The following is a 20,308-nucleotide window of genomic DNA, read 5'->3' as shown; positions in this document are numbered from 1 at the left end:
TATGCAAAAGGTGCTGATAATTACTTATTATTGGCCTCCAGCTGGCGGGCCTGGTGTTCAGCGCTGGTTGAAATTTGCTACCTACCTACCAAATTTTCAAATTGAACCCATAGTGTATGTACCTGAAAATGCCAATTACCCAATTAAGGATACTACTCTAAGTGATGATGTACCAGACAGTTTAAAGATTATAAGCCATCCTATTAGGGAACCCTATAGTTTGGCAAATATGGTTGGAGGTAAAAAAAGTAAGGATATCAGTAGGGGTATTATTCAACCAAGTTCAAAACAGGGAATTCTTCAAAAGGCATTGTTGTTTGCACGCGGTAATTTTTTCATTCCTGATGCAAGGGTAGGGTGGGTAGCCCCTTCAGTCAAATACTTGATTCAAGTTATAAGATCTGAAAAAATTAAAACTATAATTACTACTGGTCCCCCTCATAGTGTTCATCTTATTGGCCTAGAGTTAAAAAAGAAGTTAAATATTCGGTGGATTGCAGATTTCCGTGATCCTTGGACAACTATTGGATATCATCAACAATTGAAAATGTTGCCCTATGCTAAGGACAAACATACAAAGTTGGAAAAGGATGTTTTGGATGGGGCAGATCAATTGGTTGTTACAAGTTGGGTAACACAAAAAGAATTTGAAACCAAAACTAATACCCCCGTCTCTGTAATAACAAACGGTTTTGAAATAAAATCAGAAGGTGTTGCAGAAAAAGAAAAATTTTTCACGTTTTCGCATATAGGCTCTTTACTTTCTAGAAGAAATCCAATTGTATTATGGGAAACCTTCTCGGAAATTTTGGAGGATTCAGCTGACTTTCGGGAAAATTTTAAACTTAAATTTGCCGGGGTAGTAAGTGATGAAGTCCTAGAATCATTGACTTCATTTGGACTTAAGCCGTATGTTGAATATTTGGGTTATTTGCCTCACCCTAAAGCCGTAAGCCTTCAAAAATCTAGCCGAGTACTTTTATTAATTGAAATTAATAGTGAGGAAACTAAGGCAATTATTCCAGGAAAATTATTTGAGTATATGGCTAGTGGTACTCCTATTATTGCGCTTGGCCCTGAAGGATCGGATGTTAAGAAATTATTGAATGAAACTGAGACAGGGTACTATTTTACATATTCAGACAAGAGTGCCTTAAAACAACACATTTACCAATTATTTCATAAATTTCAAGCGAATGAATTAGAGGTAAAAGGTAAGAATATCATGAAATTTAGCAGAAAATCATTAACGGCAAAACTTTCTGAACTTATCTAAATGGGTATTGTCTTAAATCAATCTTTTAAGAATACTATTTCAACATACCTTGGATTTGGTATAGGTGCCATAAACACCTTGTTTCTTTTTACCAATTTCCTTACAGATGAATATTATGGGTTGGTCTCTTACCTATTGTCAACGGCCAATATAATGAGTCCTTTAATGGCCTTCGGGGTTTCTAACACCTTAGTTAAGTTTTATCCTAAATATAAAGAAAAACATCATTTAGATTCGTTTTTAACAATGATGCTGTTTTTGCCATTAGTTGTAATTGTTCCTGTAGGATTAATTGGCTTGCTTTTTAATGATTCAATCGGTAATTGGTTGGCAAGTGAAAATACAATTGCAAGAAATTATGTTTGGTATATCTATGTTGCAGGCATCGCAATGGCATATTTTGAGGTTTTTTATGCTTGGTCTAAAGCCCATATGCAGACAGTTGTTGGCAATTTTTTGAAAGAGGTTTTTCTTAGGTTCGGAACCATGTTGTTGCTATTCGCAGTTTATTTTAAATGGCTGTCCGTTGAGGATTTTTTAATAGGTATTATAATAGTATATATTATTAGAATGATCCTTATGAAGGTTTATGCATTTCGCTTAAAATGGCCACAATTAAAATTCCTGGGATTGCAAGACAAGGTTTCTATTTTAAAATATGCTGCAATAATACTCCTTGCAGGATCTGTGGCAACCATGATTTTGGACATTGATAAATTTATGTTAGGCAAATTAATACCTATTGAATATGTAGCATTCTATAGTGTAGCCATATACATTGCCACGGTTATAGCGGTTCCCCAACGGGCAATGCATCAAGTGCTTCTGCCTTTAACAGCTACTATGTTGGTAGAACGAGATAAACAGGGACTTCAAGATTTATATGTAAAAAGCTCTTTGAACCTTATAGTGGTAGGAGGGTTGATATTTTTATTGATTGTTTTAAATATCAAGGAGCTCTATCAACTTTTACCTTCGAGTTATTCGCAGGGACTTTGGGTAGTTTTGATTATAAGTGCCGCAAAGCTTTATGACAACTTTTTAGGCAATAATAATGCTATTCTTTTCAATAGCGATTACTATAGGATGGTTTTGGTCTTTGGAGTTGTGTTGGTGATTGTTACAGTTATACTTAATACTATTTTTATTCCATTATATGGTATTACTGGTTCGGCAATAGCGACATTTTTAGCAATTTTCCTTTATAATACCATAAAGTTAATTTTTGTAAAGCATAAATTGAATCTTTCCCTATATAGTCCAAAATCCCTCTATACCTTAGTGCTAATTATTTTTATAGGCTTAGGCTTTTACTTTTGGGATTTTACATTTCATCCCTTATTGAATATTACCATTAAATCAATCTTAATTACTTTGATTTACGCATTTGCAATCCTTAAATTTAATATCTCTGAGGAATTTCAGAATTTATGGTATAAGCTTTTCAGAGGGGAGTAAGGAAATGCATAAAAAAAGGAAACCCCCGCAAGGTGCTTTGAGGCATACGACTTGCAGAGATTTCCAACTAACCAACCAAAAAAATTGTTATAATTAATTATTTCTTCTTTTTCCTCTTGTATCAGATTTACGTTCAACAGATCTACCTCTTTGTGCCTCCCTACCTGCTTGTGACCTGCTCTGACTTTGTCGAACCGAAGGACTTGACTTCCGGCTAGACTCATTGTATATACGTTGAGAATTAGTATTTGGTTTTCTTTGAACCTGAGAATTCCTCATTGTGCGATTACCGTTGGAAGTTTCTGCTCTATAAGTCCTTTCTTGTGTCTGGGAAGGCCTTTGAGCTGAATTTTGGTTTCTTTGTTGAATCTGACGATTATTTCTTTGAACCTGATTAGGATTGGTTCTAGCTATTTGTTGCTGTCTGCTATTTCGATTAATTTTATTGCGGTCAGCAGTAGCATATTGTCGTCGACCATTATCTAATTTTCGCTGGTTTTGATTATTCCTTGAAATTATCTCTTTAGAGGTTCTCTGATTTCTCCCCATATCATTTGATCGCACATTGGAATTTGCTTGTCTAGATATTCTTTGATTTCTATCTGTATTGATAGAGCGAACATCTTCCCTAGATCTAACATTATTTCCTACGCTACTATTTACCCTTCTGTTATTTGAAGAAGTATTGGAATTGGTTCTATATCTATCGCTAATTCTATTGCCAACCGTAGAACCACGTCTATTATAGTTTGAAGTCGTTCTATAGTCATACCTTACTTTGGGGCGATAATTATTTCTGTATGGGGAATAATAGGTGTATCGAACGGGCTCATAATACCTTCTATATGGTCTGGCATAAACAACCCTATATTGGTAAGCAGGGACTATATAATAATTGTGCCATGGCCTATAAACATAGTAACGGTTGTAGACGTTGATAAATCCGGTACAGTGGCTAAAAACACGGTTTCTATAATGCACATGCAATCCACCAACTCTATTAACGTAACCGAAATTGTTATAAAAGATATTTACATTTCCTGCTTGAACAATACGGCCATAAAAGTCGTAGTAAATCGGAACATTTTCAATTTGTATAATGGCTCCAAAATCATCGTATTGCACATATGGACCATAATCATAGCCACTATTAAAACTAAATGAAACATTAGGAGTTGAGATTCCTACACTAACATTAGGCCCATAATTAGGCATAAAAAAGTCGAATTGACCATCAGGGAAAATAGAAAATTCAACTCCGCCTTCTACAAATATGAACGAGTTGCCATAACCACGTACATACTTGTTGGAATGCATATCTGAACTTGCTTTTTTGGTGGTAGAGGCGTATGTCACCGTCATACTAGTTAGCAGCATTAAGGTGAAGAGAAAAAACTTGTTCATTGTTGTTATAGATTAAATTAATGGTATTACGATTGTTATATTACAATCATTGTGCCAAAACAATATCTTCTTGTATGGCATTTTAAAGTCCTTTAGATCTGGGCGTAGTTATAACGTTACTTAATAGAGTATATTTCGTAAATTTCCAATTCAAATTAACTAATATGAAAATTTTCTCTGTAACCCTACTAGTTATAGTACAATCCTTTTTGGTATCCGCACAAACACCAGAAAAAAATTATTCAGAAGCTTTTAAATTAATTGATATTTGGCTCGAGGGCCAAAAGGATTATTTAGATTATCCAGGTGTAAGTTTGGCCATAATAAAGGACCAAGAGTTATTGCACACCTCGGCATTTGGAAAGAGCAATTTAGAGGATAATGTTGCTATGGAACCAGGAACACTTTGTAGCATTTGTTCTATCTCAAAGTTGTTCACTTCTGTTGCAATAATGAAGTTATATGATGAAGGTAAATTACGGTTAGATGACGAAATAAATGATATTTTACCATGGTTCAATCTAAAACAAGCATTTCCAGATAGCGGTCCAATAACTATAAGGTCTATTTTAACCCATAGTTCAGGATTACCTAGAGAATCTGATTATCCATATTGGAACGGCCCCGATTTTAAGTTCCCTTCTTCTTCAGAATTAGAGAAAAAAATGGGAGAACAAGAAACTCTTTACCCAGCCTCAACAAATTTTCAATATAGTAACTTGGGTATATCCTTATTAGGAAAGGTTGTTGAGCAAATAAGTGGAATGAGTTATGAAGAGTTTGTGCAAAAAAACATACTTATACCTTTGTCTTTACAATATACCCGGCCTACAATGCCAAAACAATTATATGGGAAGGAATTGGCTGTTGGTTATGGGGCCTTGGATAGAAACCATAAGCGTGAAAAATTAAACTTCTTTACCTCAGAAGCGATTACTCCAGCAGCTGGATTTTCATCGAATGTTTTAGATTTGGTAAAATTTGCTTCCTGGCAATTTAGATTATTAGAGAATAACAATGTTGAGGTATTGAAACCTTCAACTTTACGTTATATGCAAACAGTACAATGGGTTAACCCTGATTTTGGAACTACTTGGGGACTAGGTTTTACTGTGTTTGAAGGAAATGGAAAGTCTAAATGGGTTGGGCATAACGGTAGTTGTCCAGGGTACCAAAGTTCTTTGATTATTAACCCTAAAACGAAAATGGGCTACTCGGTTATGATAAATGCTAACGGAACGAATCCCATAAGTGTTGCATTCGATGTTCATTCAATTCTTCAAAAAGCAGAAAAAACTGAAGGTTTTGAGTCAGAATATGGAAATCAATTAGAGGACTATATTGGTTTCTATAATAGTCAACCTTGGAGCAATGAATCTTATTTATCGACTTGGAATGGAAAATTGGTTATGATTGATCTTCCTACCGATTCGCCTGCTGATTCCATGACCTTTTATAAAGAGGTTAATAAGGATGAATTTGCAAGGTTGAGAGATGATGGATCCAAGGCCGAATCGATTTATTTCCAACGCGATAATTCAGGAAGAATAACAAGTTTTAAAGTCCATGGGTATATTTCAGTTAAGAAGGATAAAAAATAAAAAAACAAACCCCAATATCACTTTATGGATAATGGGGTTTTCAACTAACCAATCATTAAAAAAAATCAATCAAAATTTATCTTCTCGATCTGAGTATTCTGTTGTCTCCGATCATGCCCATGTGGTTTGCTCTTTTTGAAAACTGATAACCGATACGTCTGTTATATTCATTAACAAAACCTCTTGTGTGGGCAATTTCACCTTTTCTATTGTAATTTACTTGCAGATTACCAACTCTCTTTAACCAACCACTCCCTCGGTTGTAATCAATCTCTGTATTTCCTATTCTCTTTATTCTACCAAGGCGGTCATAGTCGAGGGGTATTCCTTCAACTAAGGCAACATAACCTTCATTGTTATAATAAACCCTTTCCAAGCTACTATGGTATGGAGATCTATTCCAATCATAACTCGATTGTCTCAACCATCTGTTGGACCGTTGTCCGACAATAAAATCTACAGCGCCATTTGGAAATACCATGAATTCAATGGCTCCTTCCATAAAGGAAATTGGTTGAGCATTACCATAATTTTTAAGCTTAGCAATGTTTTTGTTTGGGCTAGAATGTTGTGGTGTTTTGGGGAAACTAACAAACCCCACAAATACCATCACCAAAAGTAAAAGTCTCTTTTTCATATTCATTTGGGTATTAAATTTTGCCTACTCTTTCAGCATTTCGGCTTCCTCTATGCATATCTATATTTTCAATATGCGTGCCAAAAATATAAGTAATTGTAAATAAGTGTTTTATGTAAAATTAAATGTCTTTTTAATGTATAAATTTGGAATTTGCTTATTGCATTTTAACAAAATCCCGCTTACATTTAGGTCACAATTGTTAAAGAGGTATGAGCGAAGAATATATGTTTTGTAAAAACTGTGAGCAGGAAATTGAAAAAGATTTTGAATTTTGCCCTTATTGTGGACAAAAGACTAAAGATGAATTAACCCTAAAGTTGCTTTTTTACAATACTATTACAAATTACTTTTCTTTTGACGCTCGTTTTTTAAAAAGTTTCATCCCTTTAATGTTTAAGCCAGGTTATTTGGCAAAAAAATTCCTACAGGGCAAAAGATTACTATACTTACATCCAGCACAGATGTATTTGTTCATTTCGGTTATATTCTTTTTTCTTTTCTCTTTTATACAAAGGGAACAAGTGCAAAACCTCAATGAAGGAATGAAAAACGTAAAAATTCCTGAAAAAGCAAAAATAGATAGTGCCGCATTAAAGGTTTTGGATACCATTGATGTTAGTTTAACAGAATTATCAAAAAAAACAAAAATAAAGGGCGTTGATAGCTTAAAACTTAAGGAATTGGATAGTTTGATAATAAGGCCTAAAGAAGAAGGTTTTTTGAATAACTTTAATTTAATGGGTTTTAAAATTAGAGGAAAGGAAATCGATTCTTTGATCGAATTAGAGGTTCCTGATAGCCTTATATTAAAACACATAGGATTGAAAAAGGAGGATGGAATGCTTAAAAGGAAATTTGCATCCCAGATGTTAAAGTTTTATAGGAATAAAGACGCCGGGAATATACTTCAAACCTTTTATGACACTATTCCCATAGCTATGTTCTTTTTATTACCCATCTTCTCTTTAATAGTAATGGTATTTTACTTTAATAAAGGTAGATTTACTCACCATTTAGTTTTTAGTTTTTATTATTTTTCTTTTTTATTTACGGTCTTTAGCCTTGATTTAATAGCCAATTTTATAATTGATTTACCGGGATGGATTGATTTTTTAATAGCAGCTTCGACGTTTGTGTATTTAGTATTAGCTTTGAGAAGGTTTTATGAACAGGGACGCTTTTTAAGTTTTTTCAAAGGAAGTCTAATAGCCTTCTTTTTTCTAATTTTTGTTGTTCCATTAGCCGCTGGATTCGTAATTACTTATGCTTTTTTATTTTATTAAATTTTAATTGAATTTTTAAGGTATTTTCCAGTGACTGAATTAGAATTCGATGCAACTTCTTCCGGGGTTCCTGTGGCAACTATATGTCCACCTTTTTCACCACCGTCAGGTCCTAAATCGATAATATAATCAGCACATTTTATAAGATCAATATTGTGCTCAATCACCAATATTGAATGACCTTTCCCAATAAGAGCCTGAAAACTTTTCAAAAGTTTTTGTATATCATGAAAATGAAGTCCAGTTGTTGGCTCATCGAAAATAAATAAAGTGTTATCAGCATTTGTGCCTTTAGACAGAAAGGATGCCAACTTTATACGCTGTGCTTCTCCACCAGAAAGTGTTGAAGAACTTTGACCTAAAGAAACATAACCTAATCCTACATCTTGGAGTGGCATAAGCTTAGACGTTATCTTAGCCTCACCGTTCGTGTCAAAAAAGGAGATGGCATCATCAATAGTCATGTTTAATATATCATCAATATTTTTTCCATTAAATGTTACTTCTAAAATTTCCTTTTTAAAGCGTTTGCCATTACATGTTTCACATAGTAAATGCACATCTGCCATAAATTGCATTTCTATGGTAACTTCTCCTTCACCATTACAAGTTTCACAACGTCCGCCATCCACATTAAATGAAAAATGTTTTGCTTGGTAATTTCTTATTTTACTTAGTTTCTGACTTGCAAATAAGGCACGAATATCATCATAAGCCTTTATGTAAGTTACCGGGTTAGAACGTGAGGATCGACCAATAGGATTTTGATCTACAAATTCAACTTGTTTTATTTTTTTGAAAGAACCTTGAATGGCACTAAAGTGACCAGGTTTATCACTAAATCCTGTTAAATGCTTTTGCAATGCAGGAAATAATATTTTTCGCACTAACGTACTTTTACCACTTCCAGACACACCAGTAATAACGGTAAGCATATTTAAAGGAAAACGGACATCTACATTTTTTAAATTATTCTCTCTAGCTCCAATTATTTCAATATAATTTGTAGAGGTTCTTCTTCGGTTTGGTATTTCAATTTCTAAACTGCCATTGAGATATTTGGCAGTTAGCGTAGTTGACATTAATATATCGGTAAAGCTTCCTGTTGCTACCACTTCACCTCCAAGAGTCCCAGCCTCTGGACCGATATCGATAATTTCATCGGCAGCTTTCATAATGTCTTCATCGTGTTCTACCACAATAACCGTATTGCCTAAATCTCTTAGGTTTTTTAATACTTCAATTAGTTTTTCTGTATCTCTAGGATGTAAACCAATGCTAGGTTCATCCAAAATATACATGGATCCAACTAAACTGCTTCCCAATGAAGTGGCGAGGTTAATTCTTTGACTTTCACCTCCTGATAAGGTATTAGATCGTCTGTTTAGTGTTAAATAATCTAGACCAACATTACTTAGAAATTCTAATCTATTCCTAATTTCCTTCAAAAGTCTATCTGCAACTTTAAGATCGTGTTCAGATAATTCAATTTTCTCAAAAAAGGAATATAAATCCAGTAAAGGCATTTCAACCAAATCGGTAACAGTAACACCTCCAACTTTTACATAGGTTGCCTCTTTGCGTAAACGTTTACCAAGGCAAACATTGCATTTTGTCTTTCCTCTATACCTCGAAAGCATAACCCGATTCTGAATCTTATATGCCTTTGATTCAAGCTCTTCAAAAAAATCATCTAAACCGGTAAAATATTTATTTCCTGTCCAAATGAGGTTTTTTTCATCTGTTGATAATTCATAATAAGGTCTGTGAATCGGGAAATCGAATTTATGCGAATTGTTTACGAGTTGGTCTCTATACCAACTCATGCTTTCTCCTCTCCATGGAAAGATTGCATTTTCATAAACTGAAAGGCTTGTGTTAGGAACAACTAAATCCTCATCTATTCCAATGACATTGCCGTATCCTTCACATTTTGGACACGCTCCGTAAGGATTATTGAAACTAAAAAGATGTTCGTTGGGTTCAAGAAAAGTCATTCCATCCAACTCAAAACGATTGTTGAATTCTTGAATAGTTCCATTTTCCAGAGATTCAATTTGGCAAGTTCCCTTACCTTCATAAAAAGCAGATTCTATAGCATCCGCTAATCTATTATAGAAATCTTCGTCATGGCGAACGATTATTCTATCTACGACCAAAGAGACTTGAAGATCATTGACCCCATCTACCTCCTCAATTCTTTTTACTGTATCGTGGATTTTTACGCGAGCATAACCTTGTTGTTGAAGAACCTTCAACTTGTCTAACATATTTCTGCCTTCTTCCAAATGAATCGGGGCGAGGAGTAATAATTTTTCACCATTTTCAAAAGACCTCACTAATTCAAGTACATCTTTCACGGAGTGTTTTTTTACTTCTCTACCTGAAATAGGAGAATAAGTCTTGCCAATTCTGGCAAACAATAATTTTAAATAGTCGTATATCTCCGTAGAGGTGCCCACGGTGGATCTAGGGTTTGTAGAATTTACCTTTTGTTCAATGGCAATAGCAGGTGCTATTCCTTTAATATATTCCACTTTAGGTTTGTGAAGTCTGCCTAAAAATTGCCTTGCATAGCTTGAAAGACTTTCTACATACCTTCTTTGACCTTCAGCATACAGGGTGTCGAACGCCAAACTAGATTTGCCCGAGCCCGACAATCCTGTGATAACAACCAATTTATTTCTAGGTATTACAACATCAATATTTTTAAGGTTGTGTAGACCAGCACCTTTGATAATTATGTTGTTTTTAGGATCTATAGTAGAAATTTCTTTTTGCATAGCTAATTAAAGAATGGATGCAAAGATACCACATAATCGATGTTTTCTAAAATAGAGTTGAATTGTGGATTATTGTTAAATTTTGGCGCTGAATATTGGAAATTCGAAAATTTTGTTATTATATTTACAACCGTAAATAATTAAAAATCATTGCCTATTCATAAAAAATTACTTTAAAAATTAAAACCCCAAGCTAAGGAATTACTTAGTCAATTGTTAAAGTAATGATTATGAAACAAGAACTTATCACTGATGCAGTTTTGGTTAAAAACTATATCAACGGCAATGAGGATTCACTCGCCATTTTAATTCACCGACACAAACAAAAGGTTTACAGTTTTATCTATTCAAAGGTTTTGGATAGGGAAATAACGGAAGACATTTTCCAGGACACCTTTATAAAAGTTATTAAAAATCTCAAACTAAAGAAATATAACGAAGAAGGTAAATTTCTGCCTTGGGTAATGCGTATTGCCCATAATTTAATCATTGATCATTTCAGAAGGAACAACCGTATGCCAAAATTTGATAATTCTGGTCACTTTAATATTTTTTCTGTTTTGGGTGATTCAGAGTTAAATGCTGAAAAGCGAATGATAAAAGACCAGGTTGAAAATGACGTAAGAAATTTAATTGAAGAACTTCCTGAGGATCAAAAGGATGTCTTAATCATGCGTATGTACAAGGATATGAGTTTTAAGGAAATATCTGAAACTACTGGCGTTAGCATCAATACTGCATTGGGTAGGATGCGCTATGCGTTAATCAATTTGAGAAAAATAATTGAAAAGAATAATATTATTTTAACGAACTAAACAATAAATGGGTGAAGGCCACGTTTTTAGAGATATAAGTAACCTAAAAATGAAATAATGGCAAAACTTTACCCTGAGTGTTCTAAAAAGAAAATTGAATTGCAACCCAAAGAAGAAACCATAAAATTTCTTCTTGATTATTCGAAGGCTTTAAGTGTTATACATTGTAATAAATTGAAGTTTGAAGCACTTCTAAATTAATTTGAAAGAGAATCCTGGTCTAAATGACCGGGATTTTTTTTGTAGTAATCCCGAAGAACGGAACTTCTCCCGATGGTTCTGGTTATTTTGTCTTTCCGTAAATCCCAACCTCGGGCCTGGCAATATTCTCGTCCATACCAAATTATTTGTAGGTGCAATTTGTTCCATAATTCTTTTGGAAATAAACGTTTAGCGTCCTTTTCTGTTTGCACAACATTCTTACCGTTACTAAAGTTCCATCGGTACATTAATCGATGAATATGTGTATCTACAGGAAAAGCTGGAATTCCAAAAGCTTGTGATAATACCACCGCCGCGGTTTTATGACCTACAGCAGGCAAAGCCTCCAGTTCTTCATAAGATTGGGGAACCTCTCCATTATGTTTTTCTATCAATATTTTGGAAAGCCCATAAATTCCTTTGCTTTTCATAGGGGAGAGTCCTACGGGTTTAATTATTTCCCTAATTTCATCAACACTTAATTTAACCATATCATAAGGGTTGTCAGCTCTTTCAAATAGTAATGGTGTAATTTGGTTAACCCTGACATCCGTACTTTGGGCGGACATAAGTACTGCAATTAATAGGGTATAGGGATCTTTATGGTCAAGCGGAATAGGAATTTCTGGATAGACTTCATTTAACGTATTTATAACAAAATCTACCTTTTCAGCCTTGGTCATTGTTTGTAATTTTATCTTCCAAAATTAAGAAATTATGACAAGCTTAAAAGCCGGTGATAAGGCACCTGAATTTACTTCCAAAGATCAAAGTGGTAATAAAGTTTCGCTATCTGATTTTAAGGGGAAGAAAGTCGTTCTATTCTTCTATCCAAAAGCAGATACACCAGGATGTACAGCTGAGGCATGTAATCTGAATGAAAATTTGGAGCAATTTAAGGCTAACAATTATGAAGTTATAGGGGTTAGCGCAGATGATGAAAAGAAACAGACCAAATTTAAGGACAAGTATAATTTGAGATTTCCTTTATTAGCTGATGATTCTAAGGAAGTAATCAATGCTTACGGTGTGTGGGGGCCAAAAAAGTTTATGGGTAAAGAATATGATGGCATACACCGAACCACGTTTGTTATAAATGAGGATGGAGTTATTGAGGAAGTAATATCAAAAGTCAAGACTAAGGAACATTCCAGCCAAATTCTAGGGTAAGGTTTTGGTTTTTTTATTTAGTCTTCATTTACATTCATATAGGTGTATCCTTTTTGGTCTAATAAAATAAAGGTCGTTTTTGCGGAAATAGCCACACCAACATCTGCTGAAATATTTTCTTGTGCGGTATTGGTTAATCCTAAATTCTGTCCGCAAACATAAAATTCTATACCATTATTTTTCAAATCGTGGATAAATGAAAGGTTTGGATTATCTACCTTATACTTTTTGTTATAGATTTCATCCTTTAAGATAGCATTTATTGCATCGCCGTGAATAACTGCCGTAACTTTCACTTTTTCCTTTGTAGCGCCATTGGCAACACAAAGATTGAATATTCGTGCAACTTCTCTTAAAGGAGGCAATAATTGAGTGGAATCCTTAACCTTATCATATACATCAATAACAACCTTATATTCTGTATTAGTATTGAATTTTAATTCAGTGTTGTCGGTTTTTATGACTCCAACATAAGGATGATTTTTGAAAACAGGATAATCAACTTTTCCTACCAAATAAGGAGGTATGTCTTCTGCATTTTCTTGTGAATTACAAATACAGGAAAAAAATAAGCAAATTGAGAGGGATAAATATTTCATATTAAGGAAGTTTAGATATTAAATGTATCTATTTCCTTAAAATAATTCAATATATAAATAGGTGAAAATTAATTATTTAGGAAGAAGACTTTTTATTCATTGTAGATTTCTTCCTCAGCTTCATAACCAAAAAGATGTTTTTCCTTAATCAGTTGTGCAACACCTTCTGGAAGCATTGCTTCCCAGCCATCTTCACGTTCTGCAATTGCCTTAAGTACAGTGCGTGAGAAAATATTTAATACACTTTCGTCATAATCGGTAATGTCTACAACCTTACCATTGTATTTGAAGAATTTATAAAGCTCCTTCATCCTAGGATGTACCTTTAAGTTTTCACTATTGGTAACTGTTCCATCTTCATTTTCCATTGGATATAGGTATACCCTTAAATCTTTAAAGAATAGCTTTCCGAAAGCTTCCAGAATACCACCACTTAAATGACGATAATACTTTTCGTCAAAAATATCTACAAGGTTGTTGACACCCATTGCCAAACCAACACGTGCTTTAGTATATTGAGAAAAATATTCAACCAATCGATAGTACTCTTGGAAATTTGAAATCAATACAGTTTGACCAAGTGAACATAATAATCGTGCACGGTCCATGAAATCCTGTTCATCAATTTCTCCCTCGGCTCTAAGATTAGAAAGGGTTATTTCAAATACTACCTGCGCATTATCTGGGTCAACTTTATTCTCCTTAATGAACATGTCGTAAGATTTCTGTAGCATGTCCATATTTACTCTTGTAACAGGTCTAAAACTTCCCCTTAGGGCCAAAATATTCTTTTTGTAAAGTACAGCAGCTGGTAGTACGTTATTGCCATCTGGTGCAAACATTACGGCATCCGTCATTCCGTTTTTAACCAATTGCAAACTCATCAAACGGTTATCGACATCCTTAAAGACAGGACCTGAAAAATTGATTGTATCAATTTCCAACTGATCCTTATCTAGATGATCATATAAATATCTAAGTAATTTTTTAGGTACATTGTATTTATAGAAAGCCCCATAAATTAAATTCGTACCTAATATACCTAGGGTTTCTTGCTGCAAGCGTGCATCATTTTCCCGGAACCGAATATGAAGAGTAATTTCATTATAGTCTTCATGGGGATCTACTTGATACTTAATACCAACCCAGCCATGACCTTTATATTTTTTGGCAAAGTCTATAGTGGCTACTGTATTGGCATAGGAAAAGAATAATTTAGTTGGATGTTTGTCCCTAGTAAGTCGTTTTTCAATTAGGTCAATTTCATGCGAAAGCATTTTCTTTAACCTTGCTTCAGTGACATAGCGTTTGTCATCTTCTATACCATAAATTGCGTCACTAAAGTCTTTATCATATGCGGACATTGCCTTTGCAATTGTACCCGAAGCACCACCGGCCCTGAAAAAATGTCGCACAGTTTCTTGCCCTGCGCCTATTTCCGCAAAGGTTCCATAGATGTTTTCATTAAGATTAATTCTTAACGCCTTAGATTTCAGGGATGGAACCTCATCGAATTCCTTATCGCCCGCAAGGGTTATTTCCATTATAAAATTTGGGTTTGTCCGTGGCACAAAGGTATTAAATTGGCCAAGCATTCAAAAAAATAAAGTTTACTTTTGTTCAAAACCCAAGTATCGTTTGAAAGTAACGTTTTTAGGTACAGGCACCTCCCAAGGCATTCCTATAATTGCTAGCGATCATCCTGTTTGTTTAAGTGATAATCCAAAAGATAAGAGATTGCGAGTCTCGGTTTTAATTGAATGGGACGATTATTCTTATGTTATAGATTGTGGACCCGACTTTCGGCAACAAATGCTAAGGGCTAACGTTAAACATATTGATGGAATTTTATTTACCCATGAGCATGCAGATCACACTGCCGGATTAGACGATATAAGACCATTTTTTTTTAGGCAAGGCGATATACCAATTTATGCCCAAGAACGCGTACTGCAGGGGTTGTATAGAAGATTCGATTATATCTTTGAAGTTGAGGATAAATATCCTGGGGTTCCAAACGTAGTAGATATTATTCTTGAAAATATGCCCTTTAAATTGGGCAATTTGGAAGTTGTTCCAATTGAAGGTTTACACCATAATCTTAAAGTGTTCGGTTATAGGTTTGATAATTTTGCTTATTTAACAGATATGAAAACTGTACCAGCATTGGAAATGGAAAAACTTAATAATCTGGATGTATTGGTGGTGAACTGCTTAAGGATTGAACCTCATATTTCTCATTTTAATCTGGAAGAGGCATTAGCTTTTATTGAATCTGTTGACCCTAAAAGAGCCTATCTAACCCACATCAGCCATATGCTTGGATTTCATGACGATGTCCAGGCCAATTTGCCAGAAAATGTTTATTTAGCTTATGATAACCTACAAATTACTATAGATGAAGAATAGAATTTTTATGTATTTGTTCATTTTTTCTGTATTGGTGATACTTTTCCAATACGTTAATTCAAAAAACATAATTGAGGATTACGATAAAAGGCTTACAGCCTACGAGAAAATGGAGGAATCTTATGCTGACTCCTTGAAATTTTTAGAAGACAAGAATTTTGATTTGGCCAAGTTCAGTCTCGATTACAATGATGATGCGATGACTTATTTTGAAGACAAAGGTTATGAGATTTCACAATTGGGTCCATTTATTAAAGATGAATTGTACAAGCTCAACGATTATGAGGGTGATGATCACCCCATTGTGCCATATGCATCAATGACCGGGAATAAAATGATGATAAATAGCATTCGACTTTTAAACCATCGTTGGATAATTGCCGATTTTTCAGATGGAAAATATTGGGGAGAAATGTTGTTGCGCTATGAAATTTTAAATAAGGAAGAGTTGAAATTTGAAACCTTAGATTATCTACTATACAGGCAATAAATTAAATTCTTTCCTCAAGCCAATTTTTAAAATCATAAAAGTTTTGTGGTGATACACCATGACCGACAGGGTATTCGGTGTAGGAATGTTTTATGTTCAAAGAAGATAAAAATTCTGGTGTTTTTCTGGCCCAATCCACAGGTATTACTTGGTCTACACTACCATGGGAACAATAAAAATCTAGATGTGAATAATTAAACTCACTAAAATTTTCAGGCAGTATATTTTTATTTACGTAACCGCTTAATGCAATAATATTCTTCACTTTTGTCGGGTAAGTGAGTGCTATAGAATAGGATAATATGGTTCCTTGACTAAAACCTAAAAGAGTTACGTTTTCCTTATTAATGTTGTAAGTATAAATGGCATAATCTATAAACTTCGCCACCTTTTCACGAGAAAGGATTGCTTGTTCATCATCACTCCACTTATTCTGTTGTGCATCAAAATTTATTGAGTACCAAGCATATCCATAAGGCATTAAATCGTATGGCGCCCGTAATGAAATAATGAATAGTTCCTCAGGTAATTCTGAAGCAAACGAAAATAAATCCTCCTCATTGCTTCCGTAGCCATGAAGCATTATTAATAATGGAGCATCTGAACTAAGTGTAGAAGGCCTTTTAATGTAATATAAGTCCTCACTCATGTTCCTAGTCTTTGAAACCAGTTTTGAAAAAGTGCCCCTAAAAAAGGAACTTCATTATATTTATCGGTTAAGGCACCAATAATCCCATAGATAAACAAGGCACCTAAGAATACCCAAAATCCTATAGAAATGGCTAAGCTATCAAATTGGCTAATTAAATAACCAATTATCATATAAGTGATGCAAAGTCCTAATCCTTGGCGTGAATGGAAGGCAACCAGTGGATTCTTTCTTTCAACATTCCAAAAAATAGCTATAATGGTTCCGAATATGGTGATATAACTTAGAGTAGCAATAAATTTAACTTTACTGTCTTGCTGAACTTCCATTTTAATTTATTGTAAGTTGATTTTTTGAGAAGGTCCCGTAGACCTTTCCCTTCAATTTTTTTCCCATGAAAATTGAATTATGGGATTTTGAAAAAATGTTTTCTTCACCAAAAACATAACTATCAGCGGGGTTAAATAAACTAAGATCGGCTACTTCACCCTCTTCTATTGAGTTACCCTCAACCTTAAACAAATGTTTTCCGCTCGTAAGAATCTCAATGGATTTAGCGGTTGAGAAAACAGTTTGCAAGGCTCCAAAAAAGGATTCTAAACCAATGGTGCCAAAATCTGCACGATCAAATTCTAACTTTTTTAACTCTATATCCAATGGATTATGGTCGGAAGTTACCATGTCTATAGTGCCATCCTTTACACCTTCGATAAGAGCTAAACGATCTGTTTCAGTCCGTAAAGGAGGGAGAACTTTATAGTTAGAATCGAAATTCTTTAATATTTCATCCGTTAACACTAAATTATGAACAGCAACGCTGCAGCTAATGTTTAAGCCTTTGGATTTAGCTGCCCTTATAAGATCTACCGATTTAGCAGTAGAAATAGTTGGGATGTGCATTGTTCCTCCTGTATACTCCACTAAATACAAATCCCTGACCAATCTAATTTCTTCAGCAAGGGAGGGTATGCCCTTAAGTCCCAATAGGGTGCTTGTAGTCTCTTCGTTCATTACGCCATGACCAGCAATAGCTTCATTGTTTGGAAAGGACATAATTATACCGCCAAAATTAGATGCATATTGTAAGGCTAATTTTATGACATTCGGATTGTTGATGGACTTTTTATAGTCGTAATATGCCACAGCTCCAGCGTTATGCATATCGAACATTTCGGCTAAATCAGTGCCATTTCCATCTTTAGTTAAACTACCTATTACAACGGCATTTACAGGGCTTTTCTGAGCCTTGTTAATTACATAGGCCACATCGGCATAGCTATCAATAACAGGATGCGTATTTGGGTTTATCGCCACAGAAGTAAAACCAGACTTGGCGGCGGTATATAAACCATTCTCTAAATCTTCTCGTTCTTCATAACCAGGCTCACCAAAACTAACACTGCTATCAAACCACCCTTGGGATACATGAAGATTTTTCTCTGAAACAACTGTCCAGCCTTTCTTGGGTTCAATTTTATTAGAAATAGTGGTGATTTTACCTTTTTCGATTAAAATATCGACGACCTTTTTATGATGTGTACTTGAAGTATCGAGAACTGTAGCAGATTGTATCAGTACGGTCATTTAAGGAATTTTAAGATCAGAATTTCCATAATCAAAAATCCTATCGCAAAAATAACAAACCATTTCCATAGCACATTAACATTGGTAAGACTTTTTATGTCAGTAAGAACATCTTTTACCGAATTACTTAACACTACGTTATCAAAGTTGCTCACATTAAGGTAATTCAAATTGCTTTCTGAACGATCATAATTAAAGGCAAGATCTGTGAGTTTATCATCCTTGTTAAATACTGAAACAATACCAGCTTTTTCTGGTATCTCTTGCATCTGAAGAGTTACCTTATTGCTAAATGCTTGTTGCAAAGGAATAATATCTTCCTCATCTTGGCGAATTGATAAAATTCGGTCATTGGAAATAGATATTGGTATGTCAATTTGATTGTTGTAATGAATTGAATAGTAGAGTTTAGGGATTTTAAGACTCTGTTTGCCAATATTATACAATACTGGTACAATTAAGGGAGAATTTTTGAAATTTGAATTTGAATCATTAAGTGGTGCAGTAAAAAAATAAATCTCTCCCTTGTTTACCAAAAACGGAGAACCATCCTCAAATGTTAAAATATTAGTTGCTAATGGACCAGATAAAGCATAGCTAGTATTGACATTGGGATATTGAAAGTTTCTTACCCTCGTATCGAATACTTGGTTTAATAGGGGATGGTCAAAATTTATATCTGTAATCCGTTTTTCAACTTGAATAATAGAATCTAAACTGCTTGAGATAAAAGAATTGGAAAAACTCTTGTATGATATTAAATCAGATTGAATGGAGGGAATAACCACTATCGAGCCCCCATTTTCCCTGAAATTAGCTAATGCAGTTAAAAGGGATTCATTTAAATTATCCAATTCATTTAATACAATGAGGTTTTGTTCCGCAATTTGACTGTAATCTAAATTCTGATTAGTAAACTGAACCAATTCAAATTCATCTTGGGTAAATATCCGTTCAAGAAAATTTCCTGATACACCATTGACCGTTAAAACTTTTATTTTGGATTGATCCGCTATGTTAAAAAACAGGTCGTTATCGTAAGTGAGGTTTGGGTCTTCGATAGAAATTTTTCCTTTAAAGTGTTGATTCCTATTTATTGAAAAACGAGCTTCATTAGAATCTAAGTCTGTAATAGTACTTTTTGCAACCAGTTGATTTTCATTATAAAGAGAAATTGGGATATTTTCTAAATCATCGACATTTCCACCTAATCTAACGGCAATTTCTATAGTTTCTGGTTTGGTTTCCGCTATATAAGCTGAATCTATGGAAGTATTGAAGGTGTTAACAGGCTTAAGTTGAACCAAATTATAAGTTGCCGTTGAATCGAATTCAATTTGAGCATCCTCAGATTTATCCTGAAAATCTGATATTATAAGGAGGTTTTTAAGAGAGTTTGTATTGTCTCCGAGATTGCCTTTTGCTTTTTGCAAAACTGAACTCAAGGAGAGTTGTTTAGGTGAAAATTTGGTTTCTATTAGGTCATTTCGCACTGCCTTTAATGAGGTATTTTTATAGGTTTGAGAATTTGTGAAAAGGGTAATCTTGTCATCGCCATCCAAATATTGCAACAAATCGTTGATGGCATCGTTTAATAAACTTCCATTCTGTCCCTTCATTTGCATACTGAAGGAATTATCTAGATAGATAACCGTTTCTTTCTCAATTCGAAAATCTTTAAAATTTGATTTAAATGGTTGTGCAAAAGCCAATATCAAGCACGATAAAATCCCTAATCGGGTAATAAGTGTTAACCATTTTTTTAGTTGCGAACTTTTCCTGGTTTGTATTGTAATCTTTTTTAGGAAAGCAACATTTGTAAAATCGGTTCGTTGAAACCTTCTTAATTGAAAAAGGTGTATTAAAATTGGTATGACCAGTAAAAACAGGGCATAAAGAAGTTCCGGATGTTTAAACTGCATTAGTAATTACCAAATTTTAAAATT

General features: G+C 34.2%; 19 protein-coding genes and 1 pseudogene. 10 read left to right on the top strand and 10 right to left on the bottom strand.

What is annotated here, in order from left to right; translation table 11 throughout:
• The first annotated feature begins 1 nt into the window (after nt 1).
• Together ISU00_RS16210 and ISU00_RS16205 are read left to right on the top strand one after the other, a co-directional pair.
• On the top strand, nt 2–1,276 hold the full coding sequence (locus ISU00_RS16210; RefSeq protein WP_228851718.1) for a glycosyltransferase: 1,275 nt from the start codon (nt 2–4) through the stop codon (nt 1,274–1,276).
• Nucleotides 1,277–2,734 (top strand): oligosaccharide flippase family protein, encoded by a 1,458-nt coding sequence (locus ISU00_RS16205; protein ID WP_228851717.1) that lies wholly within the window; start codon nt 1,277–1,279, stop codon nt 2,732–2,734.
• Nucleotides 2,735–2,827: 93 nt separating this feature from the next.
• Here ISU00_RS16205 and ISU00_RS16200 read toward each other — a convergent pair whose 3' ends face one another.
• A complete protein-coding gene (locus tag ISU00_RS16200; RefSeq protein ID WP_228851716.1) occupies nt 2,828–4,138 on the bottom strand; it encodes a hypothetical protein in 1,311 nt (436 codons plus the stop codon).
• 164 nt (nt 4,139–4,302) lie between these two features.
• On the opposite strand from ISU00_RS16200, the gene ISU00_RS16195 reads away from it, so the two are divergent.
• Nucleotides 4,303–5,739: a serine hydrolase domain-containing protein gene (locus ISU00_RS16195; RefSeq protein ID WP_228851715.1), complete on the top strand. Its 1,437-nt coding sequence runs from the start codon at nt 4,303–4,305 to the stop codon at nt 5,737–5,739.
• Between the two features lie 76 nt (nt 5,740–5,815).
• On the opposite strand, the gene ISU00_RS16190 is transcribed toward ISU00_RS16195, so the two are convergent.
• The gene (locus ISU00_RS16190) at nt 5,816–6,376 is read right to left on the bottom strand and encodes a hypothetical protein (RefSeq protein ID WP_228851714.1); all 561 of its coding nucleotides are present in this window, start codon (nt 6,374–6,376) and stop codon (nt 5,816–5,818) included.
• 212 nt (nt 6,377–6,588) lie between these two features.
• On the opposite strand from ISU00_RS16190, the pseudogene ISU00_RS17685 reads away from it, so the two are divergent.
• Nucleotides 6,589–6,858, top strand: a pseudogene (locus ISU00_RS17685) (DUF3667 domain-containing protein); the annotation flags it as partial.
• 63 nt (nt 6,859–6,921) lie between these two features.
• The gene (locus ISU00_RS16180; protein ID WP_228853760.1) at nt 6,922–7,662 is read left to right on the top strand and encodes a hypothetical protein; all 741 of its coding nucleotides are present in this window, start codon (nt 6,922–6,924) and stop codon (nt 7,660–7,662) included.
• Here ISU00_RS16180 and uvrA read toward each other — a convergent pair.
• Entirely contained in the window at nt 7,659–10,445 is a 2,787-nt protein-coding gene (gene uvrA, locus ISU00_RS16175) for an excinuclease ABC subunit UvrA (protein WP_228851713.1), read from the bottom strand. The genes ISU00_RS16180 and uvrA overlap by 4 nt on opposite strands.
• Nucleotides 10,446–10,675: 230 nt before the next feature.
• Between uvrA and ISU00_RS16170 the strand changes: the two genes are divergently transcribed.
• Complete coding sequence (locus tag ISU00_RS16170) at nt 10,676–11,260, top strand: RNA polymerase sigma factor (protein ID WP_228851712.1); 585 nt, start codon at nt 10,676–10,678, stop codon at nt 11,258–11,260.
• Between the two features lie 57 nt (nt 11,261–11,317).
• Nucleotides 11,318–11,461: a hypothetical protein gene (locus tag ISU00_RS16165; protein ID WP_228851711.1), complete on the top strand. Its 144-nt coding sequence runs from the start codon at nt 11,318–11,320 to the stop codon at nt 11,459–11,461.
• Here ISU00_RS16165 and nth read toward each other — a convergent pair.
• Nucleotides 11,458–12,144 carry an endonuclease III gene (gene nth / locus ISU00_RS16160; protein ID WP_228851710.1) on the bottom strand — a complete coding sequence of 229 codons (687 nt, stop codon included), beginning with the start codon at nt 12,142–12,144 and terminating at the stop codon, nt 11,458–11,460. The genes ISU00_RS16165 and nth overlap by 4 nt on opposite strands.
• 34 nt (nt 12,145–12,178) lie before the next feature.
• On the opposite strand from nth, the gene bcp reads away from it, so the two are divergent.
• Complete coding sequence (gene bcp / locus ISU00_RS16155) at nt 12,179–12,631, top strand: thioredoxin-dependent thiol peroxidase (protein ID WP_228851709.1); 453 nt, start codon at nt 12,179–12,181, stop codon at nt 12,629–12,631.
• A gap of 17 nt (nt 12,632–12,648) precedes the next feature.
• Here the strand turns inward: bcp and ISU00_RS16150 are convergent, their stop codons facing one another.
• The gene (locus tag ISU00_RS16150; RefSeq protein WP_228851708.1) at nt 12,649–13,230 is read right to left on the bottom strand and encodes a DsrE family protein; all 582 of its coding nucleotides are present in this window, start codon (nt 13,228–13,230) and stop codon (nt 12,649–12,651) included.
• 92 nt (nt 13,231–13,322) lie between these two features.
• Nucleotides 13,323–14,774: a TonB-dependent receptor gene (locus ISU00_RS16145; protein ID WP_228851707.1), complete on the bottom strand. Its 1,452-nt coding sequence runs from the start codon at nt 14,772–14,774 to the stop codon at nt 13,323–13,325.
• A 94-nt stretch (nt 14,775–14,868) separates the two neighbouring features.
• On the opposite strand from ISU00_RS16145, the gene ISU00_RS16140 reads away from it, so the two are divergent.
• Both ISU00_RS16140 and ISU00_RS16135 read left to right on the top strand, forming a co-directional pair.
• A complete protein-coding gene (locus ISU00_RS16140) occupies nt 14,869–15,639 on the top strand; it encodes an MBL fold metallo-hydrolase (RefSeq protein ID WP_228851706.1) in 771 nt (256 codons plus the stop codon).
• Nucleotides 15,629–16,129: a hydrolase gene (locus ISU00_RS16135; protein ID WP_228851705.1), complete on the top strand. Its 501-nt coding sequence runs from the start codon at nt 15,629–15,631 to the stop codon at nt 16,127–16,129. Before ISU00_RS16140 ends, ISU00_RS16135 begins: the two co-directional genes overlap by 11 nt.
• A gap of 1 nt (nt 16,130) precedes the next feature.
• Here ISU00_RS16135 and ISU00_RS16130 read toward each other — a convergent pair whose 3' ends face one another.
• From ISU00_RS16130 to ISU00_RS16115, 4 genes are read right to left on the bottom strand one after another with little or no spacing between them, the layout of a single operon-like run.
• The gene (locus ISU00_RS16130; protein WP_228851704.1) at nt 16,131–16,778 is read right to left on the bottom strand and encodes an alpha/beta hydrolase; all 648 of its coding nucleotides are present in this window, start codon (nt 16,776–16,778) and stop codon (nt 16,131–16,133) included.
• The gene (locus ISU00_RS16125) at nt 16,775–17,107 is read right to left on the bottom strand and encodes a hypothetical protein (RefSeq protein WP_228851703.1); all 333 of its coding nucleotides are present in this window, start codon (nt 17,105–17,107) and stop codon (nt 16,775–16,777) included. Before ISU00_RS16125 ends, ISU00_RS16130 begins: the two co-directional genes overlap by 4 nt.
• 1 nt (nt 17,108) lies before the next feature.
• Nucleotides 17,109–18,362: a dihydroorotase gene (locus ISU00_RS16120; RefSeq protein WP_228851702.1), complete on the bottom strand. Its 1,254-nt coding sequence runs from the start codon at nt 18,360–18,362 to the stop codon at nt 17,109–17,111.
• The gene (locus ISU00_RS16115) at nt 18,359–20,284 is read right to left on the bottom strand and encodes a BatA domain-containing protein (protein WP_228851701.1); all 1,926 of its coding nucleotides are present in this window, start codon (nt 20,282–20,284) and stop codon (nt 18,359–18,361) included. Before ISU00_RS16115 ends, ISU00_RS16120 begins: the two co-directional genes overlap by 4 nt.
• Nucleotides 20,285–20,308: the final 24 nt, after the last annotated feature.

The sequence above is a fragment of the Aegicerativicinus sediminis genome (assembly GCF_015476115.1).
Lineage (GTDB): Bacteria > Bacteroidota > Bacteroidia > Flavobacteriales > Flavobacteriaceae > Aegicerativicinus > Aegicerativicinus sediminis.
This window is presented reverse-complemented; position numbering and strand designations above follow the sequence as displayed.